Here is a 21748-nt window from a genome sequence, read left to right as displayed (position 1 = left end):
GAGGTTGTCGGTGGTCACGCTTGAGGATGTCGCCCGGCACGCGGGCGTCTCGCTCGCCACGGCGTCACGGGTGCTCAACGGCAGCACCAGACAGGTGGGCGCATCCCTGCGGGTCAAGGTGGAGCTGGCCGCAGCCCAGCTGGGATACCGCACCAACGTGGCCGCGCAGACCCTCGCCAGGGGGGCCAGCAACGTGGTCGGCCTGGTCGTTCACGATCTCACCGACCCCTACTTCGCCGCGATCGCCGACGGGGCCATGCGGGTCGCGGAGGAGCAGGGGCTGATGGTCATGATCGGCACCACGCACCGCGACCCCCAGCGGGAGATCGCCTATGTCTCGACGCTGAACGCGCAGCGGGTCCGCGCGGTGCTGCTGGTCGGCTCCCGGGTCGCCGACGAGCAGCTGACCCGGCAGCTCCGCGAGGAGCTCGACCGCTACCGGGAGACCGGCGGCCGGGTGGCCTGCGTGGGCCAGGACCTGCTCGGGGTCGACGCGGTGGTGCCGGACAACCGCCTGGGCGCCGCCGCGCTGGCCCGTGCCCTCGCCGGGCTGGGGCACCGGAGCTTCGCCGTCCTCGCCGGGCCCGAGCGGCTGATCGCCCCCATGGACCGGGTGGCCGGGTTCGCCGACGCGCTCGAAGAGCTCGGCCTGCCCGCGCCGCTTGTCCTGCACGGCTCCTTCGACAGGGAGGGCGGCTACGCGGCGGCCACCCAGGTGTCCGGGGTCACGTGTGTCTTCGCCGTCACCGACGTGATGGCGGTGGGCGCCCTGGCCGCCTTCAGGGACCGCGGCATCCGCGTCCCCGAGGACGTCTCGGTGGCGGGCTTCGACGACATCTCCACGCTGCGCGACCTGGTTCCCTCGCTGTCCACGGTGCGGCTGCCGCTCGCGGAGATGGGTGCCCGCGCGCTGGAGATGGCCCTCGCCCCGGACGAGGGGGCCAGGGCCCAGGTCGTGACCGGTGAGGTGATCCTCCGCGAGAGCACCCGCGCTCTGGGGTGAGGCCGCCTCGGCCGGCCCACCTCTGCCGCGACGTGACGGCGGCGGGCCCGGACCCCGAGGGGGGCCGGGCCCGCCGTGTCGTAGGGGGAGGTCGCAGGGGAGCCTGAGGGAGGACCGGGACAGGCGGTCAGCGGGCGCCGGAGATCGGTTTTCCCTGATCGTTGACCGGTGGGACGATGATCTGGCCGCGCAGCCAGCGGATCGTCCGGATGACTCCGTCTCCGTAGCCGGGGGAGTGCTGGCGGCCCCGGCCGAGCTGTCGGGACACGTCCTCGGCCGCGCTCTCCTCCATGCCGAGGTTGAGTCCGGTCGGTCCGTGGATGGGACGCGGCGTGTTACGGACCGGGGACTTCCTGCGGGTGCCGAGCACCCACTCGCACACGGCGATGGTCCCGGAGCACCATTCCTTCTCCCACTCGCCCGCCGCGTTCGGCCGGCCCGCATGGGCCAGTTCTGCGATCCGGCCGATCTCGGCCTCGGTGCGCAGGATCACGCCGCGGCCGCCGACCAGGTGTCCCCAACCTTCCGAGGAACGGCGGCCGGGGATCGGCAACCCGTCCTTGGCGCCAATCAGCCAGTTCAGGGTGCTGATGACCCCGTCGGCGGGGACCACCCGGCCCTCGCGCGGCACCCGCTCGGCGGCGTCGATCTCCGCGCGGGCCTCAGCGAGGGTGGGCGGGGATCCCGACGCCGGGCGGCCGCTGATCGGCGCCTGTTCACGCTTGCCCAGGGCCCAGAGGATCGCCTCTCCCTGGCCCGAAGGGGCCGAGTCGGGGTTGGCGGCCTCCCACTCCCTGATCGCTTCCAATACGGCAAGGACATGTTCCGGCGGCCGCTGTATGGCGGGGCTGGCTTCGCTTTCTGCGGTCGTCATACCCCTACCGTACGAGCAGCCGCCAGGTCACTTCACCGTGAAGCGGTAATCCGGGCCCGGTGATTGCGGTTTCCTCTGATTGGAACGCTCCTGTCGCCTCGGATTCCGCTCCGCGGGCCGGCGCGTTATTCTCCGATGAGCTCGGCGAACGAGGACCGCACCCTGGCCAGGATCTCGTCGGGGTCGGCGGCCCACACCTCGGCGTTGAAGATCTCCACCTCGATGTCCCCCGGGTAGCCCGCCGCGGCCACCGCCTCGGTCAGCGGTGTGAAGTCGATCACGCCTTCGCCCATCACTCCCCGGCCGAGCAGCACGTCGGCGGGGAGCGGAGACAGGAAGTCGCACACCTGGTAGCTCGCGATCCGCCCCGAGGCCCTGGCGATCTGCTCCAGGACGTTCGGATCCCACCACACGTGGAAGGTGTCGACGACGACCCCCACCTGCTCGGGAGGGTGCGACTCGGCCAGGTCGAGGGCCTGGCCCAGGGTGGACAGCACGGCCCGGTCGGCGCAGTACATCGGGTGCAGCGGTTCGAGGGCCAGTCTCACCCCGCGCTCGCCCGCGTACGGGGCCAGCACGGCCAGCGCCTCGGCGACCCGCTCCCGCGCGGCGGGCAGGTCGCGGGAGATCGCGCCCAGTGGCCGGCCGGGCACCACGCCCGGCAGGCCGCCGACCACCATGACCAGGCAGGCGGCGTCCAGTTCGGCGGCCTCGTCGATCGCCCTGCGGTTGTCGTCCAGGGCCTGCGGATCGCCGGAGGTGAGGAAGCCGCCCCGGCAGAGCGACGAGACCCGCAGCCCGGCGTCCGCGACGAGTTCGACGGTCTCCTTCAGGCCCTGTGCGGCTACGTCCTGACGCCACAGGCCGATGGCCTCGACACCGTGCCGCACGCACCCGTCGACGGCCTCGGCCACGGACCATCGCTTCGTGGTCCACTGGTTCAGCGAGAAACGGCTCTTCGCCCGTGCCCTCACAGTCCGTTCACCGCCAGCAGGGAGCGCATCCGGAAGACCGCCAGCTCGGGGTCGGCCAGCAGCCCGGCCCTGTCGGCCAGGCGGAACACCTCGGCCAGATGGGGCAGGGAACGGGCCGCCTGGGCGCCGTTGACCATGCTGAAGGCGTCCTGGTGGCCGTTGAGCCAGGCCAGGAAGACGATGCCCGTCTTGTAGTTGTACGTCGGGGCCTCGAAGATCTTTCGTGAGAGCGGGACCGTGGGGTCCATGATCTCGTCGTACCGTCCGAGGTCGCCCGCGTCGAGCGCCTGCAGGGCCGAGGCGGCGGCGGGGGCGATCGCGTCGAAGATGCCCAGCAGCGCGTGGCTGCCCGACCTGATCAGCGCGGGGTAGTTGAAGTCGTCGCCGGTGTAGAGCCTGACGCCTTCGGGCAGCGCCTCGCGCAGCCCGATCTCATGCTCGGCGTCCAGCAGCGAGACCTTGACCCCGTCCACCCTCGCCGCGTGGTCGTGGATCAGCGCCAGGAACGACGCGGTGGCCTCGGCCACGTCCCGCGAGCCCCAGTAGCCCGCCAGCAGCGGGTCGAACATCTCGCCCAGCCAGTGCAGGATCACCGGGCGATCGGTCTGGGAGAGCAACTCGCCGTAGACCCGGTGGTAGTCCTCCGGGCCCCGTGCGATCGAGGCCAGTTGCCGGCTCGCCATCACGACGACCCCGGCGCCCGCGTCCCGCACGGTCTCGATCTGTTCGGCGTAGGCCGCCACGACCTCCCGCAGGGTCCGGGCCTCCGGCGCCTGGTCGGTGCCCGCGCCACAGGCCACCAGCGCCGCCGGGTCGCCGAAGGCCTTCGCCTCGGTGGCGCTGCGCCGGATCAGCTCGCGGGTGGCCGCCCAGTCAAGGCCCATGTTGCGCTGCGCGGTGTCCATGGCGTCGGCGACCCGCAGCCCGTGGGACCACAGGTGGTGGCGGAAGCGCAGGGTGGCGTCCCAGTCGACGGCGGCCCGGGAGCCCGGGGTGTTGTCGCCGAGCGGGTCGGCGACCACGTGGGCGGCGGCGTAGACGGTGCGGTTCCGGGCGGGGCTCCTGGGCCTGACCCAGGTGACCGGCTCGCGCAGGACGTGCTCCCCGCCCGGGAGCGCGATCCTCATCACGGCTCCACCGGCAGGCGGCGGCCCTCCGCGGAGGAGCGCAGGCCCAGCTCGGCGATGCGGACACCGCGCGCGCCGGAGGCGAAGTCATAGGGGAACGGCGCGTCCTCGACCACGTGGCGGACGAACCGCTCCCACTGGACCTTGAACCCGTTGTCGAACTCCTCGTTGTCGGGCACCTCCTGCCAGCCGTCCCTGAAGCGGGCGCCCGCGGGCAGGTCGGGGTTCCAGACCGGCTTGGGAGTGGTGGCACGGTGCTGGACGCGGCAGTCGCGCAGGCCCGCGACGGCACTGCCGTGCGTGCCGTCCACCTGGAACTCCACCAGCTCGTCGCGGTTCACCCTGACGCTCCAGGAGGAGTTGATCTGCGCGATGACCCCGCCCTCCAGCTCGAACACCCCGTAGGCGGCGTCGTCGGCGGTGGCCCGGTAGGTCTCGCCCCGCTCGTCCACCCGTTCGGGGATGTGGGTGACGGCCTGGGCGTAGACCGAGGTGATCCGGCCGAACAGGTTCTCCAGCACATACGCCCAGTGCGGGAACATGTCGAGGACGATGCCGCCACCGTCCTCGACGCGGTAGTTCCACGACGGGCGCTGGGCGGCCTGCCAGTCGCCCTCGAACACCCAGTAGCCGAACTCGCCGCGGACCGAAAGGACGCGGCCGAAGAAGCCGCCGTCGATCAGGCGCCTGAGCTTGAGCAGGCCCGGCAGGAAGAGCTTGTCCTGCACGACGCCGTTCTTCACGCCCCTGGCGGTCGCGGCCTCGGCCAGCGCCAGCGCGTCCTGGGACGTCTCGGCCGTCGGCTTCTCCGCGTAGACGTGCTTGCCCGCCTCGATCGCCTTGAGCACGGACTTCACCCGGGCCTGGGTGACCTGAGAGTCGAAGTAGATCAGATTGCCGTCGTCGGCGAGGGCGGTGTCGAGGTCCGTGGTCCAGTCGGCGAGGCCGTGTTCCGCCGAGAGTCTCTGCAGCTTCTCGGCAGACCGGCCGACCAGGACCGGCCTGAGCAGGACCCGGCCGCCGTCCGACAGTGTCACACCGCCCTGCTCGTTGATCGCCAGGACCGATCGGACCAGGTGCTGGCGGTAGCCCATGCGACCGGTGACACCGTTCATCACGATGCCGATGCTTTGCGGGGACATCTTCCGACCTCCTATGGAAAGCGCTTTCCGTATCACGGTACGACAGTCGCCGTACCTGCTGCAAGCGCCAGTCGGGCGGCGAGGCGCGTGTCCGGGGAAGCCGGCGGCCAGGGTCCTGCCCCAAAAGGAAATTCACCGGTCACCGGAACTTCGCCGGGTGTTCGCATGGGAAGGCCGGGCGTCTAAATCACCATAATTCATGTCATCGCAGATCAAGTGCACCTGACCATGGATTGACGCAGTATCCGACCAAGCGCATCCTGACTCGTCGTCAAACCATGACATTTGCCTATTTGTCAGGACTTGAGACGTTCCCTCTGTCCTCCCCTCGCGGTGCCCAGACCCCCCGACTGGCCGAGGTGGAGCGACAGAAGGGGCCACTCGTGAAACGGGTCGTCACCGCGGCTTTCGCTGCCCTCACGGCAATTCTCGTCACCTTTTCCCTGACAGCCGGAACGGCTTCGGCGACCCCGCCGAACATCCCTTCGGCGGCCACCGCCACCAGCAGGCTCGCGACGCTCACCGTCGCCGCGGAAACCAACCAGTCCTCCTATGACCGGTCGTTGTTCAATCACTGGATAACGATCAGTGGTACCTGCAACACCCGGGAGACCGTGCTCAAGAGGGACGGCGTCGGAGTGGTCGTCAACTCCAGTTGCGCACCCACCTCCGGCAGTTGGTACTCCCCGTTCGACGGCGCGACCTGGACCGCGGCCGGCGACGTCGACATCGACCACATGGTGCCGCTCGCCGAGGCCTGGCGCTCCGGCGCCTACGCCTGGACCAGCGCGCAGCGGCAGTCCTACGCCAACGACCTCGGCGGGCCCGAGCTGTGGGCGGTGACCGACAACGTCAACCAGGCCAAGGGCGACCAGGACCCGTCGACGTGGCAGCCGCCGCTGAGCTCGTTCAGGTGCACCTACGCCAGGGCGTGGATCCAGGTGAAGTACTACTGGAAGCTGACGCTGCAGAGCTCGGAGAAGAGTGCCCTGCAGAGCATGCTCGCGACCTGCTGAGCGTTCCGTCTCCCTGTGCGGGACCTGTTCCCGCACAGGGACTGACGCCGTTCTAATGATCTACTTTGTAAAGGACATCGGCCGGTTCATCAGACCTGACCCTTGAGCTCCAGGCGGAGCAGAGCCTTGGCGATCGGATGGGCGGTCAGCCCGATCTGCCACTCGCGGGCGCCCAGCTCGCGCAGCCGGTCGGTGACGGTCCCGTCGTCGATGACGGCCGGCGGTTCCCAGGTCAGGCGGCGTACGGCGTCGGGCTGGATCAGGTTCTCCGCGGGCATGTGGTGCTCGTCGGCGAGCGCCGCGACCACGGTCCTGGCCGCGGCCAACCGCCGGGCGGCCACCGGATCGCGGTCCATCCATCGGTTGGCAGGTGGGGGCCCGTCGCCGGGGGTGCTTGGCTGCGGCAGCTCCGAGTCGGGCAGCGAGCGGGCGGTGCCGATCGCGGCCAGCCAGTCGCGCAGGTGCCGCCGGGCACTGCGGCCGGTGAAGGGAGGGATCTCGGTGAGCGCCTTGGTGGTGCGGGGCAGTTCCAGGGCGGCGGTGACGATCGCCGAGTCGGGCAGCACCCGGCCGGGGGCGACGTCGGACTCGCGGGCGAGCCCGTCGCGGAGCGTCCACAGTTCCCGTACCACCGCCAGACCGCGCAGCGAGCGGACCTTGTGGATTCCGGAGGTGCGCCGCCACGGGTCGGAGCGCGGGGCGGGCGCCTTGTGCGCGAGCACGGAGGCGAACTCCTCCTGCGCCCACGCCAGCTTGCCGCTGGACTTCAGCTCCTCGTGCAGGACGTCACGGAGCTCGATCAGGACCTCGACGTCGAGCGCGGCGTAGCGCAGCCAGTCCTCGGGGAGCGGGCGGGTCGACCAGTCGGCGGCCGAGTGCCCCTTCTCCAACCTGAAACCGAGGACGTTCTCCACCATCAGCCCGAGACCGACCCGCTCGTAGCCGAGCAGCCGGCCGGCCAGCTCGGTGTCGAACAGTTCTCGCGGGTGGAAGCCCACCTCCGCGAGACACGGCAGGTCCTGGGAGGCGGCGTGGAGCACCACCTCCGTGTCGGCCAGTGCCGCGTCGAGCTCGGACAGGTCGGGGCAGCGGATGGGGTCGATCAGGGCGCTGCCCGCGCCGACGCGGCGCAGCTGTACCAGGTAGGCGCGGCCGCTGTAGCGGTAGCCCGAGGCGCGTTCGGCGTCGACGGCGACGGGGCCGGTGCCCTCGGTGAAGGCGCGCACCATGCGCGCGAGGGCGGCGGAGTCCTCGATGACGGGTGGGATTCCCTCACGAGGCTCCAGCAGTGGAATTACGGTCGTCTCATCGGTCACGTTCTGAAGGGCTCCGGATCCTCGCGACGGCGCGACGGCAGCGCCGCCACGTCGGGTGGCAGGGGTGGTATGCCCGCGGCAAGGCACATCAGATCGCACCAGGCGGCGACATGGCCGGAGAGGTCTTCCTGCAGCGGTGACCAGGACGCACGCAGTTCCAGCTCGGTGGTCACCGGGTCTTCGGCCTTGTTGCCGAAGCCCTCGGAGACCGCTCTGGTGACGGTGCCTCCGGCGGCGGCGTAGCCGGCGCCGTGCGCGTCGAGTGACTCGGTGAGCCAGCTCCACGCGACGGGGCCGAGCAGCGGGTCTTCGGTGATCTCCGGCTCCATGTCGGCCCGCACGTAGGCGACGAGCCGGAACTGGCCGTCCCAGCCGCGCTGGCCGTCCGGGTCGAAGAGCACGATGAGGCGGCCGATCGCGAGCTCGTCGTCGTCGCGGTACACCGACGCGCCGATCGCGGCCGAGTAGGGGGCCAGACGCTGCGGCGCCGGAATGTCCTCCAGCTCGATCTCGGGTCTGACCTCCGCGGGGCGCATGCTCGCCACCGCGCGCCTGAAGGCGGCGGGAGCGGGCGGCGCGTCACCGACGGTCATATCGGAAGCGTAGGTCGAAACTGATCGCATGGGGACCACTGGGGTATGTGTAGGAGCCATTGGAACCGATCAAGACGCTGCCGGCGGCCTGTGGAGGGCGGGGGTGACCTCGCCGTGGGAGACTTCGGGGGGGAACGCGTGACCGCGTTCGGCGCCGGTCCGTTCCGGGCGTTCGGGCCGGCCATGATCGGCGGGGCGGGATTGTCGTTCGAGAACCCGCACGCGGGCGCAGGAGGCACGGTGCTCACCGCGACGTTCGGGTGAACTCCACATGGTGGACATCGCACGGGCCTTTCGTCGGGTCGTGGTCCGACGTTGGCACGTCGCGCCGACATTTCCGCGCAGCGTGCTCGGCGTGTCCCCAAAGTGGTGCAGGAATCGATGCCGCGCGGTGACTTGGCGAACATTTGGACCAGCCAGGGGCCGACCCAGGATCACCGATGGGAGGAACTGTACCCGGAAACATGATCGCTTCGTGCAGTGCGGCGCCGTCCGGCTGGCGTCAACATCGGATTTCAGTGGATGAAGCTCTCGAAACCGGTAAAACATTATCGTTGTCATCACTTGACGGTGCCAGGGTGGTGAGAGGTGCAATCTCATTGAATAACTGGTGATTTCGGGCTGATCTCGCCGGTCAGTGACCGTGGTGAACCGACCGGTCACCGGGCATGGCACCCTGGTGGGGTGACTTCCGAGCCCGCCGACTCCGCTTTCCTGCGCGCCTGCCGCCGCCGGCCCGTACCCCACACACCGGTGTGGTTCATGCGCCAGGCAGGTCGCTCGCTGCCCGAGTACCGGGCGCTCCGCGAGGGGGTGCCGATGCTCACGGCCTGCGCCACCCCCGACCTGGTCGTGGAGATCACGATGCAGCCGGTCCGCCGCTACGGCGTGGACGCGGCCATCCTCTTCAGTGACATCGTCGTCCCGCTCAAGGCGATCGGCGTCGACCTGGACATCAAGCCCGGTATCGGCCCGGTGGTGGCCGCGCCGATCAGGGATGCCAGGGCGGCCGAGGCGCTGCGCCCGATCGAGCCGGACGACGTCTCCTACATCACCGAGGCAGTCCAGGCGCTGACGAAGGAGCTGGGCGCGACCCCGCTCATCGGTTTCGCGGGAGCCCCCTTCACCCTGGCCTCCTACCTCATCGAGGGCGGCCCTTCCAAGAACCACGACCACACCAAGGCCATGATGTACGGCGAGCCGGGCCTCTGGCACGCCCTCATGGATCGGCTGACCGAGATCACCCTGGGGTTCCTGCGCGTGCAGCTCGCCGCGGGAGTCTCCGCCGTCCAGCTCTTCGACTCCTGGGTCGGCGCGGTGTCGCCCGACGACTACCGCGAGTTCGTCCTCCCCTACACCAGTCGGATCTTCGACGGCCTGGCCGGTATGGACGCGCCGCGTATCCACTTCGGCGTCGGCACCGGAGAGTTGCTCGGCCTGCTCGGTGAGGCGGGGGCCGACGTGGTGGGCGTCGACTGGCGGGTACCGCTCGACGAGGCCGCCCGGAGGGTCGGCCCGGGTAAGGCGCTGCAGGGCAATCTGGACCCGGCGATCCTGCTCGCCCCGTGGGAGGTCGTGGAGCGCCGCGCGGGCGACATTCTCACCCGCGCGGCCAAGGCCGAGGGACATGTGTTCAACCTGGGGCACGGCGTGCTGCCGGGCACCGACCCCGACCAGCTGGCCCGCCTCACCGACTTCGTCCACGAGGCCTCCGCCCGCTGACCGCCCCCGGCGCCGGTGCGCCGGCACCACTCGCCTGGGACTAGGGACGCCCGTGGGCTCCCTCGGGTTCGTCGTCTCCCCGCGGATCACTCGCGGGGAGAGGCTCCTCGTCGGGGTCGGGCTCCGGGTCCTCGGAGCCCGCGGCGAGCGGCCGCTCCCCATTCCGCCCGCGGCGGAGCAGGAAGGCGGTCAGCAGCCAGGCCGGGACGATCACGATCAGCCAGGGAAGCAGCACACCCAGGAGCGTCAGGCCGTGCTTGACGGCGACGACGAAAGCCTTCCAGCCCGTCCGCAGACCGCCGAGGAAGCCGGCGGGCTCGTCGTCCTCCTTCTTCTGCACCACGGCCGCCGGACCGACCAGGTTCAGCGTCAGCGTCGCCGCACTGGTCTGCGAGGCGAGGGTCTTCTGCCTGGCCTGCAGGGACTCCAGCTCGCTCTCGCGGTCGGAGACCTCACGCTCCACCTTGAGCACCTCACCGATGGTGTTGGCCCGCTTCAGCAGCGTGCGCAGGGAGTCGAGCGCGGCCTTGGCCGACTGCAGGCGGCTCTCCACGTCGGCCACCTGCTCGGTGACGTCCTCGGTGTTCTGCCGGAGCGACTCGCGGGTGCCCAGCTCCCTGCCCAGACGGTCGAGCGTGCCCGGATAGTTCCCCGGCGGGATCTTGAAGACCAGTGTCGCGGAGCCCTCGCCGTCGGAGCGGGCGTCGGAGTTCTCCATGGCCAGGTAGCCGCCCACGGCGGTGACGATCTGCCGGGCCCGGTCGGCCGCCGCGGTGACCTCCTTCGCCCTGACCGTCATCTCCGCCGTGTAGACGATCGCCCGGTCCTGCGGGACGATCTTCACCTGGCCGGTCTGCGGGGAGCCGCCCCCGGCCTTGCTCGCGTTCTCGGGAGCCGCCACGCGGGGCTGGCCGCCCACCTGCACGTCGACCGCGGGTGCCGCTCCCTCGTAGGACGTGGACTGGAGGGAACCCCCGCCGCAGGCGGACACCAACAGCGTCAGGCCCGTCAAGAGGACCGCCAGGCGCGGACCGTACCGGAATCTACTCATGAACCTCATGACGGCGGGTGCGGTGGCGGAGTTCGGTGCGGGGCAGTCACGATGGCGTCACGTTCTGCGCGCCGCCAGGTCACAGGGAGGACGGGGCGCAGAGGCGGGCGTCGGGACCGGGGGGGTTGACCGGTACGGTCAGGAGTCATGGAAGGCAACCGGAGACATGTGGTGGTCGTCGGCGGCGGGATCGCCGGACTGGCCGCCGCGTGGCATCTGCGTCAGGGCGGCGAGAACCTGCGGGTGACCGTCCTTGAAGGCGCCTCGCGGGTCGGGGGCAAGCTGCACGCCACCGAGGTGGCGGGCGTCGCGGTGGACGTGGGGGCCGAGGCGATGCTCGCCCGGCGGCCCGAGGGCAAGGAACTGGCCAGGATGGTCGGGCTGGGCGAGGAACTGCGGCTTCCCGGCACCACCCAGGCGGCCATCCTGACCCGGGGCGCGCTGCGGCCCATGCCCAAGGGACAGGTCATGGGCGTGCCGTCCGACCTCTCCGCGCTGGCGAGGTCGGGCATCCTTTCCCCCGGCGGGCTGGCCAGGGTGGCACTGGACCGGATCCTCCCGGCGACTCGGATCACCACCGACGTGTCGGTGGCGGCCTACATCCGGGCCAGGATGGGCAAAGAGGTGGTCGACCGGCTCATCGAGCCGCTGCTCGGCGGTGTCTACGCGGGCAGGACCGAGCGGCTCTCGCTGGACGCGACCATGCCGAGGGTCGCTATCGCGGCCAGGACCGAGCGGTCGCTGCTCGCCGCCGCAGGGGAGATCGCCGCGGACGCCCCGAAGGACGCGGGGCCGGTCTTCACCACCCTGAGCCGGGGGATGGGCAGCCTCCCCGAGGCCGTCGCCGCCGCCTCCGGGGCCGAGATCAGGACCGGCGTCATGGTCAGGGAGCTGCGGCGGACCGAGGGCGGCTGGAAGCTGGTGGCCGGACCCGCCAGGGAGCCGGAGACGATCGAGGCCGACGCGGTGATCGTCGCCGTTCCCGCCCCGGCGGCGAGCCGGCTGCTCGGGGAGGAGGTGCCCCAGGCCGCCGCGGAGCTGGCCAGGATCGAGTACGCCAGCATGGCCGTCGTCACCCTCGCCTACCCACGGGAGGCGTTTCCCCGGCCGCCGTCCGGCAGTGGCTACCTGGTTCCGGCCGTCGACGGGCGCCCGATCAAGGCCGCCACGTTCAGCTCGGTCAAGTGGCCGCACCTGGCGGAGACGGACCCCAACCTGATCCTGCTGCGCTGCTCGATCGGCAGGCTCGGCGAGGAGGCGGTGCTTCAGCGCGACGACGCGGAACTGGTCGCGCTGGCGATGGCCGAGATGGTCGAGGTCATGGGCGTACGTGGGCTGCCTCGCGACTCGCGGGTGACCCGCTGGGGCGGTGGCCTGCCACAGTACGAGGTGGGTCACCTCGACCGGGTGGCGCGCATCCGGGCGGCAGCCGCCGCCGCGCCGGGGCTGGCGCTGTGCGGTGCCGCCTACGACGGCCTCGGCATCCCCGCCTGCGTCTCCACGGCCCGCACCGCGGCAGCCCGGATTCTCGACCACCTGGACCCCACGGGAGAATGGCAGGACAGAACCGATTCGCTGACGAAGGGGTGAGGACTACGGACGGGAACCCGCGGCCCAAGGCACGAGACCTGAACCAGGTGATCCGCTACACGATGTGGTCGGTCTTCAAACTGAGCGAGCGCTGCCCGGGGCACCGTGAGGGCATGGCCGACGAGGTCGAGGAGCTCTTGGCCCAGATGGAGCGCAAGGACGTGGTCACCCGCGGCCTGTACGACGTGGCGGGCTTCCGCGCCGACGCCGACTTCATGTTCTGGTGGCATGCCCCGACCTCTGAGGACCTGCAGGAGACCTACTCCCGCTTCCGCCGTACCGGCCTGGGGCGGCTGTCCGAGCCGGTCTGGTCGGCCATGGCGCTGCACCGTCCGGCCGAGTTCAACAAGTCGCACATCCCGGCCTTCCTGGCCGAGGAGGAGCCCCGCGCGTACGTGAGCGTCTACCCGTTCGTGCGCTCCCTGGAGTGGTACCTGCTGGACGACGCGGACCGCCGCCGGATGCTCGCCGAGCACGGCAGGATGGCTCGCGACTACCCGGACGTGCGCGCCAACACGGTGGCCTGTTTCTCGCTGAACGACTACGAGTGGATGCTGGCGTTCGAGGCCGACGAACTGCACCGCATCGTCGACCTGATGCGCACTCTGCGCGGTGCGGAGGCGCGGCGGCACACCCGGGTGGAGATCCCCTTCTACACCGGTGTCCGCAAGCCGCCCAGCGAGCTGATCGCCGCACTGCCGTAGTCCCCGGGGCCCGTCGTCGCGGAGTCCGGCTTCCGGCGGCGGGACTCCTGTTCCGCGGGATGAGGGGTGTGGCTGCTGTGACGGCCCGCCGAAAATAATCCCGCGTAGGTCTCTTTGCCATCCCCTGCCTTTGTCATACTCGTGAGAAATCACCTGTCTATGTGAGGCCAAGGGTGAAAAGGGGTGAAGGTCTGGCACGGTCCAGGCGGCGTGCTCGGGGACGCCGGAGAAAGAAGTCTCGCTCACGGCTCCTTGAGATCTCTGTGGGCGCCGCCGCACTGGTGGTGGGGGCGTTCGCGGTGAGCGGGGTGTGGTCTTCCGGGGAGACGGCCCAGAGGGGCGAGGTGGCTCGGGTGCCGGTCTTCGGCGGCCCGCCCACCGTGGCGCCGCAGGGGGACCCCGTGGCGGGCGCGGTGGTGGCCGCCGAACTGGACGGAAAGGGCAAGGAGGACACGAAGTCCTCCAAGGTGGAGAAGAAGCGTCAGAGGGCCGGTGAGGCCAAGGCGTCGGGACCTTCCAAGCACACCGACAAGGAGGCGTTGGCCTACTTCGAGAGCCGCAAGGCGACCAAGCGGGTCAGGGATATCCGGATGGTCGGTGGCTATCTACGGATATATACGGACCTGCCGGAATCGGCGGACAACTCGAAGCAGGCGATCAAGCTGTGCGAGGCGGGCGTCGACTATCTCGTCGGAGAGCTCGGCATGCCCAGCCCCGTGGTCTTCGTCCAGGCCGAGTTCGGAGAGAACGGCAACCCGGTTCTGGCCAACGTCCTGGGCCCTGACGATCCCGACTGCCGCGTCACCTACCCCAAGCCGAGGCGGTAGTCCGCGCGGTGCTCGGGCCGGGTCACCCGGACCCTGGTCCTGCCGCAGATCGAACAGCGCTGGGTGATCACCCGGCCGATGGTCTCAACGATCTCCCACTTGTGGCGGAGATGCACGGGGGCTCCTTGGGCAGACACGCTACGGAGATACGTGAATACTTTGCGTGAGGTCGCTCTGCCCCTTCCTGCGCCTCACTAACCTCCGGAATGGACCGATGTGACTGTCCCCGCGCGTCGCGGACCGGCCGGATCGCGACGCGCGAGGCGTCGGCCTACTCGGTGGACTCCAGTCTCAGCGAGACGGAGTTGATGCAGTAGCGGTCGTCGGTGGGCGTGCCGTAGCCCTCGCCGTGGAACACGTGGCCGAGATGTGAGTCGCAGGTCGCGCACCGGACCTCGACGCGGACCATGCCCATCGAGCGGTCCTCGATCAGCGTCACCGCGTCGGACTTCGACGGCTCGTAGAAGCTCGGCCAGCCGCAGTGGCTGTCGAACTTGGTGTCGGACCGGAACAGCTCGGTGCCGCAGGCCCGGCAGCTGTAGACGCCCACGGTCTTGGTGTCGACGTACTCCCCGGTGAAGGGGCGCTCGGTCCCGGCCTGACGAAGCACACGGAACTCCTCGGGAGAGAGCTGGACGCGCCATTCGGCGTCGCTCTTTACCACCTTGTCCATCACATCAGCCTATGCGGTCGCTGTGGCGTGTGAAGGGGGGAGGCCCGGGTCGCCTCGTTCGGAAAAATCTTGATGGGTGAAGCATCCTTTGATGACCGTTTTGGCGTCTTTAAAAGTGTGGAGGGTGATTCACCTTCCCGTTGAGGGGTGAGATCACCTGCCCGGTCGCCCACGTTTCGCGGGCCGGCCGGAATGCCGCCGTCCGGGTGGCGCGCCAGCGCCTGGGCCCGGTGGGTATGAGGCAGGTGGTCATACGGTCCGCCCCGTCGAGTGCCCGGTCCCGCCGCCGTGGCGGCTCCGGGGCGGACCCGCCCTCCCGCCCGGCTTTTCGTGGGGTTTCCGCCAACCGGTGAGCCGTCGCTCGCGATCAGCCTCCGGCTCCTCCGGGACGGAGTCCTCTAACCGGCCGCGATGACGATCCGCCTTCCGTCGATCCCCGCCGCGGCCGGTCGGCCACCCGCGCCCGAACGGCGGCCCCGGGCTCAGGGGTCACGGGGAAGGCCCAACGCGCGCTCGGCGATGATGTTGAGCTGGACCTCCGTGGTGCCGCCACCGATGGTGAAGGCGCGAGTGGCGAGGATCATGCGGTTCCAGTACGGGGAGTCCGGCGCGATGGACCAGCAGAACTCCGACACCGCCTGGGAGTGGCGCATCCCCAGCAGCTTGCGGACGCTGGAGGCGGTGCCGGAGTCGCCCCCGGTCAGTTGGGAGAGCGTCACGCGCAGGCCCAGGGCGGAGATGGCCTGCCCCGACGCCCACCGGCGGCCCGCCTCCTCCAGGGCGGAGGGGCGGAGTGCTCCGGGGCCGCCCAGGGTGTCGATCAGGGCGACCATGTCGGTGTGCCCGGAGCCGGGCCCCCAGGAGTCACCCAGGGCGACGCGCTCGTGGGAAAGGGTGTCGCGGGCGACCCGCCAGCCCCCGTTGACCTGCCCGATGACCAGGTCGTCGGGGACGAAGACGTCGTCCAGGAAGACCTCGTTGAAGATCTCGTCGCCGTTGATCTCCTTCAGCGGGCGGACGGTGACGCCGGGGGAGGACATGTCGACGAGGAAGTAGGTGATGCCCTCGTGTTTGGGGGCGCCGGGGTCGGTTCTGGCCAGGCAGATCGCCCACTGCGCCCACTGCGCGAGGGAGGTCCAGATCTTCTGGCCGTTCAGCGACCAGCCGCCCTCCACCCGTACGGCCCTGGTGGACAGCGAGGCGAGGTCGGAGCCCGCGCCGGGTTCGCTGAAGAGCTGGCACCAGGTGATCTCGCGGGTGAACGTGCCAGGCAGGAAGCGTTCCTGCTGTTCAGGGGTGCCGTGGCGGACGATGGAGGGGACCGCCCAGGCGGCGATGCCGAGGTTGGGGCGTTTGACATCCCTGAACTCCTGGTGGATGACCACCTGCTCCAGCGGGGAGGCTCCGCGCCCCCACGGCCGAGGCCGGGACCGTGGGCAGGTGGGAACCCGGCGTGCAGTGCTCGCCGAGCGCCTCCAGGGCGACCGCCAGCTCCCGCAGGCCGCCGCCCTGCCCTCCGTACGCCTCGGGCAGATGAAGCCCGAGCAGGCCCTGCGCGGCCAGCGCGACGCGGAACGGCTCGTGGTCCATGCCGCGCGTCGCGATGTTCCGTCCGGCGAAGCCGTGGACGGAGGCCGCCAGCGCCCGGTGCTCCTCGGTGATCGCGATTCCCATGCCCAGACTCTAGAACCATATTCGGTTTCTGGTAAGGGGCGTGGTCCGTCCGTCAGATATGGATGATCGCGGCCTTCTCCCTGGTGTACTCCAGCACGGCGTCGTGCCCGTACCCGGAGTCCTTGACGCCGCCGAACGGCAGCCCCGGGGGCATCTGGCGGAAGGTGTTGACCCAGACGGTGCCGCTCTGCAGGTCGCGGACGAACCTGTGGGCGCGGCCGAGGTCGCGGGTCCACACGCCGGCGGCGAGCCCGTAGGGGGAGTCGTTGGAGATCGTCAGAGCCTCCTGTTCGGTGTCGAAGGGGATGGCCACGGCCACCGGACCGAAGATCTCTTCCTGGCAGACGCGCAGCGCGTTGTCGGAGGTGGTGAACAGGGTGGGGGCCACCCAGTAGCCGCCGGGCATGGACGGGACCACGTCGGCCCCCGTCTGGCCGCCGAACACCAGCTCGGCGCCCTCCTTCTCGGCGATCTCCAGATAGGAGGCGACCCGCTCGTACTGCCCGGCCGAGACGATCGGTCCCATCGTGGTGGCCATGTCGAGCGGGTCGCCCAGCCGGACGTGCGAGGCGATCGCGGTGATCCGCCCGATCATCTCGTCCCAGACCGGCCGGTGGATCAGGATGCGGGAGCCGGCCACGCAGACCTGTCCGGCGTTGCCGGTGTAGACCGAGTTGACGGTCACCCCCTGAGCGGCGGCGTCCAGGTCGGCGTCGGAGAACACGATGTTCGGTGACTTGCCGCCCAGCTCGAACGTCAGCGGCTTGAGGTGGTCGGCCGAGGCCCGGGTGATCGCCTGCCCGGTCTGGGTGGAGCCGGTGAGGCTGATCTTGTTGACCCCGCGGTGCCTGACCAGCGGGTCGCCGACGTCCTCGCCGAGGCCGCTGACGATGTTGAGCACGCCGGGCGGGAGCACCTCGGCCAGCAGCTCGCCGAGGCGCAGCACCGAGGCGCAGGCCTGCTCGGCGGGCTTGACGATCACGGTGTTCCCCGCGGCCAGCGCGTAGGCCGCCTTGGCGGAGAACGTCGAGATGGGGGAGTTCCACGGGATGACGCAGAGCGCCACCCCGTACGGCTCGCGACGGGTGAGGCCAAGGCTGTCCGGGCCGAGGATCACCGTCTCCCCCTTGACCGCGTCGAGCACCTGCCCGGCGGCGATCTGCCACAGGTGGGTCATGCCGGGCAGGTCCTTCTTCAGCGTGTCCCGCAGGATGCGTCCGTTGTCCCTGGTCTCGATCCTGGCCAGTTCCTCGGCGTGCCGGGCGAAGACCTCCGACACCCCGCGCAGGAAGTGCGCCCGGCCGAGTGCGGGCATGGCGGACCAGGAGGGGAAGGCCGCGCGCGCCGCCGCGACGGCGGCCTCCGCGTCGGCCCTGCCGCTCGCCGGGACACGGGCCCAGACCTCGCCGGTGGCGGGGTTGACGGAGTCCAGCGTGCGGCCGTCGGCCGCGGCCACCAGGCGGCCGCCGATCAGATTGCGGTACTCGTCCACTCGTCACTCCCGCGTCAGCCGTACCGGAAACTTGCCCAAGCGTACGCTTGCTTGACGCAGAAGTGGAAGCGGGCGGTCAGCTCTGGCGCCGCCGCGCGAGGGCGAACGACATGTTCACGCCGATGATGCCGACCCACACGAGCACCAGGATGAACGCGAGGATCGAGTCGCCCAGGCCGGAGAAGGCCAGCCCGATCGTCGCGGGTATCCCGGTCGTCAGGGAGACGATCGCCAGCGCCAGTCGCTGCCCGGCGTCCGCGGAGGGGCGGACCGCGGGACTCTCCTTGCGGGCGGCGAGCCGGTCGTCCACCCGCTTGTCGATCTCCCGGTCCATCTTCTCCAGGAAACCCTCGACGAGGGAGTCTTCGTATTCCGGTCCGAGGTCCCGGCGGGCCTCGAGTGAGGCGCGCAATTCGTCGCCGGAGGAGGATGATCGTTCCATGGTCGAGATATATCGTTTCTTTAGAGGTATGTCCACACGGATCATGGAACGCCGGGACCTCCGGCGCTAGAGGGTTCCGGCCCTCTCGTCCTGCCGGACATACCGTGTGAAGAGAAACCCCTCGTCCTCCAGCACGTGGGCCAGGCGCAGGCGGGTGAGCGAGGGAGGGCCGTCGAGGGCGCGGGCGGCGTCCCCGCCGATCAGCAGCGGGCTCACCGTGAGACAGAGCTCGTCGACCAGGTCCGCGGCGGCCAGCTGGGCGTTGGTCTTCGGGCCGCCCTCGCAGAGCACCCGGTTCAGGCCGCGCCCGCGGAGCGCCTCCACCGCCAGCACCGGATCCACCCGGTCGCCCCCGGCCACGATCACCTCGGCGCACCCGGCGGCCTTCTGGCGGCGCTCCTTGGGAGCGGCCTCGCAGGTGATGACGATGGTCCGGGCGTATGGCTCCGCCTCGGTGAACAGGGGGGCCGACAGGTCGAGGTCAAGCCCGCGAGTGATCACCGCCACCGGCGGGGCGGCCGGGCGGCCCTCGCGCAGCCCCTGCCACGACGGCCTGGGCCGCGCCGGGCCGTACCCCTCGGCCCGCACGGTCGCCGCGCCGGCCAGGACGACGTCGGCCAGCCCGCGCAGCGTCCAGAAGACCTGGCGGTCGCCCCTGCCGGACAGCCCGCCGGACAGTCCCTTCAGCCAGGTGCCGCCGTCGGCGCTGGCGACCATGTTGATCCGCAGGCAGGGGCCGGCCGGGTAGGCATAGGCGCGGACAAGGTCGACCTCGGCCGAGGTCTCGGGGTGAATGAGGCGCATTCTCCTACCTTCGCATGGAAACGACCTGTGAATTCTCCCGGAGCGGTCGATACTGGATCTGAGGGCTGGGGTGACTCAAGACGGCTCCCGGTACATGATTCGTTCCGGGAGACACGGGAGGGCTGTGTGGGGCTGGTCACGATCGTGACATGGTTGATCACCGCGATGGTCGGGATCTACCTGCTGTACCTGTGGCTCTCCGGGGGAGGGCTCCGCCAGCAGGCGACCAAGGTCACCCGCTTTCCCGCGCTGCTCATCTTCGCCCATCCGGCCCTGGCGGTCTCTGCCCTGGCCTGCTGGATCGTGTACGTACGCACTCTGGAGCCGGCCTTCGCCTGGCTGTCGTTCGGCGTCCTCGCCGTCTCCGCGCTGCTGGGCTTCACCATGTTCACCCGCTGGCTGGGCGGCGGACGCCACGCCCGCGGCGCCGAGCAGCGCTTCCCCATGGTCGCGGTCGTGCTGCACGGCGCGGCCGGTGTGGCGACGTTCGTGCTCGTCCTGCTCACCGCCGCGATCGCGTCAGGGGCCTGAAGGCCGCGAGAGGGCGGCCCTACGCCCGCTCGCAGTGCAGGATCTGCACCGAGCGGGCGGTCACCTCCACCACGCTCTCGGCCGGCCAGGACTCCTGCGGAGGCGAGAGGAACTCCGTCCCCTTGTCGGCGGTGTCCAGCACCCGCCGCCACCGCTTGCCGTACTTCGCCCCGGGGAGGGTGAAGATCATCTCCTCGTGGTGGGCGTTGATCAGGAGCAGGAACGAGTCGTCCGTGATCCGCTCGCCGCGGGTGCCCGGCTCGGTGATGGCGTCGCCGTTCAGGAAGACGGCCAGTGACTTGGCGTAGCCGGTGTGCCAGTCGCTCGCCGACATCTCCTCTCCCGCCGGGGTGAGCCAGACGATGTCGCGGGTGCCGTCGTCGGCCTTGTCGCCGTGGAAGAAGCGGCGCCGCTGGAACACGGGGTGCTCGCGCCGCAGCTTGGAGAGGCTCCTGACGAAGTCGAGGAGGTCCGCCTCCTCGGAGGCCAGTGACCAGTCGATCCAGGAGATCTCGTTGTCCTGGCAGTAGGCGTTGTTGTTGCCGCCCTGGGTCCGGCCGAACTCGTCACCGGCCAGCAGCATCGGCACGCCCTGGGAGATGAACAGGGTGACCAGGAAGTTGCGGCGCTGGCGCTTGCGCAGGCTCACGATCCCCGGGTCCTCCGCGGGGCCCTCGACCCCGCAGTTCCACGACCGGTTGTCGTCGGTGCCGTCGCGGTTGTTCTCCTTGTTGGCCTCGTTGTGCTTGCGGTCGTAGGAGACCAGGTCGGTCAGGGTGAACCCGTCGTGGCAGGTGACGAAGTTGATGGAGGCCACGGGGCGGCGCCCCGAGGTGGCGTAGAGGTCGGCGGAGCCGGTCAGCCGGGAGGCGAACTCGGGCAGCGCGGACCCGCTGCCGCGCCAGAAGTCGCGGACGCTGTCGCGGTACTTGCCGTTCCACTCCATCCAGAGCGGCGGGAAGTTGCCGACCTGGTAGCCGCCGGGCCCCACGTCCCACGGCTCGGCGATCAGTTTCACCTGGGAGATCACCGGGTCCTGCTGGATCAGGTCGAAGAAGGCGCTCAGCCGGTCGACGTCGTGCAGTTCGCGGGCGAGGGCGGAGGCCAGGTCGAACCTGAAGCCGTCCACGTGCATCTCCAGGACCCAGTAGCGCAGCGAGTCCATGATCAGCTGGAGGGCGTGCGGCGAGCGGACGTTGAGGGAGTTTCCGCAGCCGGTGTAGTCGAGGTAGTAGCGCCGGTCGCCGTCGTGCAGGCGGTAGTACGCCCTGTTGTCGATGCCACGGAAGCTCAGTGTGGGCCCCATGTGGTCACCTTCGGCGGTGTGGTTGTAGACCACGTCGAGGATGACCTCGATCCCCGCCTCGTGCAGTGCCCGTACCATCGCCTTGAACTCCTGCACCTGCTCGCCGCGCTGGCCCGAGGCGGAGTAGGCGGCGTGCGGGGCCAGGAAGGCGATCGTGTTGTAGCCCCAGTAGTTGGTCAGGCCCCTGGCGACCATCGCGTGCTCGGGCACGTACTGGTGCACCGGCATCAGCTCCACCGCGGTGACGCCCAGGCTCAGCAGGTGGTCGATGACCGCGGGGTGGCCCAGTCCCGCGTAGGTACCGCGCTTTTCGGCGGGCACCGCGGGGTGGCGCATGGTGAGCCCGCGGACATGCGCCTCGTAGATCACGGTCTGGTGGTACGGGGTCCGGGGCGGTCTGTCGTTTCCCCACTCGAAGAACGGGTTGACCACCACGTTCTTCGGCATGAAGGGGGCGGTGTCGGTGTCGTTGCGGCTGCCGGGATCGGTGAACCGGTAGGAGAAGAGCGCCTCGTTCCATTTCAGGTCGCCCTCGACGGCCTTGGCGTAGGGATCGAGGAGCAGCTTGGAGGGGTTGCACCGGTCCCCCTGAGAGGGGCTGTAGGGACCGTGGACGCGGTAGCCGTACCGCTGTCCCGGCATGATCCCCGGGAGGTAGCCGTGCCAGACGAACCCGTCGACCTCGGTCAGCTCGACGCGTTCCTCGTGCCCGTCATCTCCGAAAAGGCAGAGCTCGACTCGTTCGGCGGCTTCGGAGAACAGGGAGAAGTTGGCGCCCACACCATCCCAGGTGCCGCCAAGCGGATAGGACTCTCCTGGCCAGACTTCGCGCATGTGACCCTATTCTCCTCTGATGGGGCCCCCTTGTGCAGGGTGTTCTCGCCCTT

General features: G+C 70.2%; 23 protein-coding genes. 8 read left to right on the top strand and 15 right to left on the bottom strand.

The features are described from left to right. Nucleotides 1-10: 10 nt before the first annotated feature. Nucleotides 11-1003 (top strand): LacI family DNA-binding transcriptional regulator, encoded by a 993-nt coding sequence (locus IG98_RS0121295; RefSeq protein ID WP_030914703.1) that lies wholly within the window; start codon nucleotides 11-13, stop codon nucleotides 1001-1003. A 127-nt stretch (nucleotides 1004-1130) separates the two neighbouring features. Here IG98_RS0121295 and IG98_RS0121290 read toward each other — a convergent pair whose 3' ends face one another. The 4 genes from IG98_RS0121290 to IG98_RS0121275 all read right to left on the bottom strand — a co-directional run bounded on the left by IG98_RS0121290 (nucleotide 1131) and on the right by IG98_RS0121275 (nucleotide 5120). After that, nucleotides 1131-1877, bottom strand: a complete 747-nt coding sequence (locus tag IG98_RS0121290) for a hypothetical protein (RefSeq protein WP_157594440.1) — start codon at nucleotides 1875-1877, stop codon at nucleotides 1131-1133. 125 nt (nucleotides 1878-2002) lie between these two features. Next, on the bottom strand, nucleotides 2003-2851 hold the full coding sequence (locus IG98_RS0121285) for a sugar phosphate isomerase/epimerase family protein (protein ID WP_030914696.1): 849 nt from the start codon (nucleotides 2849-2851) through the stop codon (nucleotides 2003-2005). After that, entirely contained in the window at nucleotides 2848-3978 is a 1131-nt protein-coding gene (locus IG98_RS0121280) for a dihydrodipicolinate synthase family protein (RefSeq protein WP_030914693.1), read from the bottom strand. Before IG98_RS0121280 ends, IG98_RS0121285 begins: the two co-directional genes overlap by 4 nt. Continuing rightward, the gene (locus tag IG98_RS0121275) at nucleotides 3978-5120 is read right to left on the bottom strand and encodes a Gfo/Idh/MocA family protein (RefSeq protein WP_030914689.1); all 1143 of its coding nucleotides are present in this window, start codon (nucleotides 5118-5120) and stop codon (nucleotides 3978-3980) included. Before IG98_RS0121275 ends, IG98_RS0121280 begins: the two co-directional genes overlap by 1 nt. Before the next feature lie 383 nt (nucleotides 5121-5503). On the opposite strand from IG98_RS0121275, the gene IG98_RS0121270 reads away from it, so the two are divergent. Then, nucleotides 5504-6136: an HNH endonuclease family protein gene (locus IG98_RS0121270; protein WP_030914687.1), complete on the top strand. Its 633-nt coding sequence runs from the start codon at nucleotides 5504-5506 to the stop codon at nucleotides 6134-6136. A gap of 89 nt (nucleotides 6137-6225) precedes the next feature. On the opposite strand, the gene IG98_RS0121265 is transcribed toward IG98_RS0121270, so the two are convergent. Both IG98_RS0121265 and IG98_RS0121260 read right to left on the bottom strand, forming a co-directional pair. After that, nucleotides 6226-7452 carry a ribonuclease D gene (locus IG98_RS0121265; protein WP_030914685.1) on the bottom strand — a complete coding sequence of 409 codons (1227 nt, stop codon included), beginning with the start codon at nucleotides 7450-7452 and terminating at the stop codon, nucleotides 6226-6228. Further along, nucleotides 7449-8045, bottom strand: coding sequence for a DUF3000 domain-containing protein (locus tag IG98_RS0121260; RefSeq protein WP_030914682.1), 597 nt, complete (start codon nucleotides 8043-8045; stop codon nucleotides 7449-7451). The genes IG98_RS0121265 and IG98_RS0121260 overlap by 4 nt, the downstream gene beginning before the upstream one ends. 114 nt (nucleotides 8046-8159) lie before the next feature. On the opposite strand from IG98_RS0121260, the gene IG98_RS50680 reads away from it, so the two are divergent. Continuing rightward, nucleotides 8160-8309: a hypothetical protein gene (locus IG98_RS50680; protein WP_157594439.1), complete on the top strand. Its 150-nt coding sequence runs from the start codon at nucleotides 8160-8162 to the stop codon at nucleotides 8307-8309. Nucleotides 8310-8729: 420 nt separating this feature from the next. Beyond that, nucleotides 8730-9767 (top strand): uroporphyrinogen decarboxylase, encoded by a 1038-nt coding sequence (hemE, locus tag IG98_RS0121250; RefSeq protein ID WP_030914681.1) that lies wholly within the window; start codon nucleotides 8730-8732, stop codon nucleotides 9765-9767. Between the two features lie 40 nt (nucleotides 9768-9807). On the opposite strand, the gene IG98_RS0121245 is transcribed toward hemE, so the two are convergent. Continuing rightward, the gene (locus IG98_RS0121245) at nucleotides 9808-10818 is read right to left on the bottom strand and encodes a DUF4349 domain-containing protein (RefSeq protein WP_169750157.1); all 1011 of its coding nucleotides are present in this window, start codon (nucleotides 10816-10818) and stop codon (nucleotides 9808-9810) included. Nucleotides 10819-10965: 147 nt separating this feature from the next. On the opposite strand from IG98_RS0121245, the gene hemG reads away from it, so the two are divergent. The 3 genes from hemG (at nucleotide 10966) to IG98_RS0121230 (ending at nucleotide 13939) form a co-directional block, all read left to right on the top strand. Next, nucleotides 10966-12408, top strand: coding sequence for a protoporphyrinogen oxidase (gene hemG, locus IG98_RS0121240; protein WP_030914675.1), 1443 nt, complete (start codon nucleotides 10966-10968; stop codon nucleotides 12406-12408). Continuing rightward, on the top strand, nucleotides 12372-13112 hold the full coding sequence (gene hemQ, locus IG98_RS0121235; RefSeq protein ID WP_084195536.1) for a hydrogen peroxide-dependent heme synthase: 741 nt from the start codon (nucleotides 12372-12374) through the stop codon (nucleotides 13110-13112). The genes hemG and hemQ overlap by 37 nt, the downstream gene beginning before the upstream one ends. Before the next feature lie 263 nt (nucleotides 13113-13375). Beyond that, nucleotides 13376-13939: a hypothetical protein gene (locus IG98_RS0121230; protein ID WP_030914670.1), complete on the top strand. Its 564-nt coding sequence runs from the start codon at nucleotides 13376-13378 to the stop codon at nucleotides 13937-13939. On the opposite strand, the gene IG98_RS50675 is transcribed toward IG98_RS0121230, so the two are convergent. The 7 genes from IG98_RS50675 to IG98_RS0121200 form a co-directional block, all read right to left on the bottom strand. Then, complete coding sequence (locus IG98_RS50675) at nucleotides 13918-14055, bottom strand: hypothetical protein (RefSeq protein ID WP_157594438.1); 138 nt, start codon at nucleotides 14053-14055, stop codon at nucleotides 13918-13920. The two genes, IG98_RS0121230 and IG98_RS50675, sit on opposite strands and share 22 nt — an antisense overlap. 155 nt (nucleotides 14056-14210) lie before the next feature. Next, complete coding sequence (gene msrB / locus IG98_RS0121220) at nucleotides 14211-14612, bottom strand: peptide-methionine (R)-S-oxide reductase MsrB (RefSeq protein WP_030914668.1); 402 nt, start codon at nucleotides 14610-14612, stop codon at nucleotides 14211-14213. Nucleotides 14613-15094: 482 nt separating this feature from the next. After that, nucleotides 15095-15997: an acyl-CoA dehydrogenase family protein gene (locus tag IG98_RS0121215; RefSeq protein WP_245651652.1), complete on the bottom strand. Its 903-nt coding sequence runs from the start codon at nucleotides 15995-15997 to the stop codon at nucleotides 15095-15097. Then, a complete protein-coding gene (locus IG98_RS53435; RefSeq protein WP_245651651.1) occupies nucleotides 15903-16286 on the bottom strand; it encodes an acyl-CoA dehydrogenase family protein in 384 nt (127 codons plus the stop codon). The genes IG98_RS0121215 and IG98_RS53435 overlap by 95 nt, the downstream gene beginning before the upstream one ends. A 52-nt stretch (nucleotides 16287-16338) precedes the next feature. Beyond that, entirely contained in the window at nucleotides 16339-17778 is a 1440-nt protein-coding gene (locus tag IG98_RS0121210; protein WP_030914660.1) for an aldehyde dehydrogenase family protein, read from the bottom strand. A gap of 76 nt (nucleotides 17779-17854) precedes the next feature. Beyond that, the gene (locus tag IG98_RS0121205) at nucleotides 17855-18220 is read right to left on the bottom strand and encodes a hypothetical protein (protein WP_037970917.1); all 366 of its coding nucleotides are present in this window, start codon (nucleotides 18218-18220) and stop codon (nucleotides 17855-17857) included. A gap of 66 nt (nucleotides 18221-18286) precedes the next feature. Beyond that, nucleotides 18287-19024, bottom strand: coding sequence for a pyrimidine reductase family protein (locus IG98_RS0121200; RefSeq protein WP_030914655.1), 738 nt, complete (start codon nucleotides 19022-19024; stop codon nucleotides 18287-18289). Nucleotides 19025-19150: 126 nt separating this feature from the next. Here IG98_RS0121200 and IG98_RS0121195 point away from each other — a divergent pair, with 126 nt between their 5' ends. After that, complete coding sequence (locus IG98_RS0121195) at nucleotides 19151-19555, top strand: hypothetical protein (RefSeq protein WP_030914652.1); 405 nt, start codon at nucleotides 19151-19153, stop codon at nucleotides 19553-19555. Between the two features lie 19 nt (nucleotides 19556-19574). On the opposite strand, the gene glgX is transcribed toward IG98_RS0121195, so the two are convergent. Beyond that, nucleotides 19575-21695, bottom strand: a complete 2121-nt coding sequence (gene glgX, locus IG98_RS0121190) for a glycogen debranching protein GlgX (RefSeq protein WP_030914649.1) — start codon at nucleotides 21693-21695, stop codon at nucleotides 19575-19577. Nucleotides 21696-21748: the final 53 nt, after the last annotated feature.

It is taken from the genome of Streptosporangium amethystogenes, assembly GCF_000721075.1.
Taxonomy (GTDB): domain Bacteria; phylum Actinomycetota; class Actinomycetes; order Streptosporangiales; family Streptosporangiaceae; genus Streptosporangium; species Streptosporangium amethystogenes.
The sequence above is the reverse complement of the archived record's forward strand: the minus strand, read 5'-3'. Positions and strand labels throughout refer to the sequence as shown.

What these genes read in the sequence shown, in the direction of transcription:
- IG98_RS0121290 (WP_157594440.1), bottom strand. Translation starts at nt 1,877, where the DNA reads ATGACGACCGCAGAAAGCGAAGCCAGCCCCGCCATACAGCGGCCGCCG.
- IG98_RS0121280 (WP_030914693.1), bottom strand. Translation starts at nt 3,978, where the DNA reads ATGAGGATCGCGCTCCCGGGCGGGGAGCACGTCCTGCGCGAGCCGGTC.
- IG98_RS0121275 (WP_030914689.1), bottom strand. Translation starts at nt 5,120, where the DNA reads ATGTCCCCGCAAAGCATCGGCATCGTGATGAACGGTGTCACCGGTCGC.
- IG98_RS0121260 (WP_030914682.1), bottom strand. Translation starts at nt 8,045, where the DNA reads ATGACCGTCGGTGACGCGCCGCCCGCTCCCGCCGCCTTCAGGCGCGCG.
- IG98_RS0121245 (WP_169750157.1), bottom strand. Translation starts at nt 10,818, where the DNA reads ATGAGTAGATTCCGGTACGGTCCGCGCCTGGCGGTCCTCTTGACGGGC.
- hemG (WP_030914675.1), top strand. Translation starts at nt 10,966, where the DNA reads ATGGAAGGCAACCGGAGACATGTGGTGGTCGTCGGCGGCGGGATCGCC.
- hemQ (WP_084195536.1), top strand. Translation starts at nt 12,372, where the DNA reads ATGGCAGGACAGAACCGATTCGCTGACGAAGGGGTGAGGACTACGGAC.
- msrB (WP_030914668.1), bottom strand. Translation starts at nt 14,612, where the DNA reads ATGGACAAGGTGGTAAAGAGCGACGCCGAATGGCGCGTCCAGCTCTCT.
- IG98_RS53435 (WP_245651651.1), bottom strand. Translation starts at nt 16,286, where the DNA reads ATGGGAATCGCGATCACCGAGGAGCACCGGGCGCTGGCGGCCTCCGTC.
- IG98_RS0121205 (WP_037970917.1), bottom strand. Translation starts at nt 18,220, where the DNA reads ATGGAACGATCATCCTCCTCCGGCGACGAATTGCGCGCCTCACTCGAG.
- IG98_RS0121200 (WP_030914655.1), bottom strand. Translation starts at nt 19,024, where the DNA reads ATGCGCCTCATTCACCCCGAGACCTCGGCCGAGGTCGACCTTGTCCGC.
- glgX (WP_030914649.1), bottom strand. Translation starts at nt 21,695, where the DNA reads ATGCGCGAAGTCTGGCCAGGAGAGTCCTATCCGCTTGGCGGCACCTGG.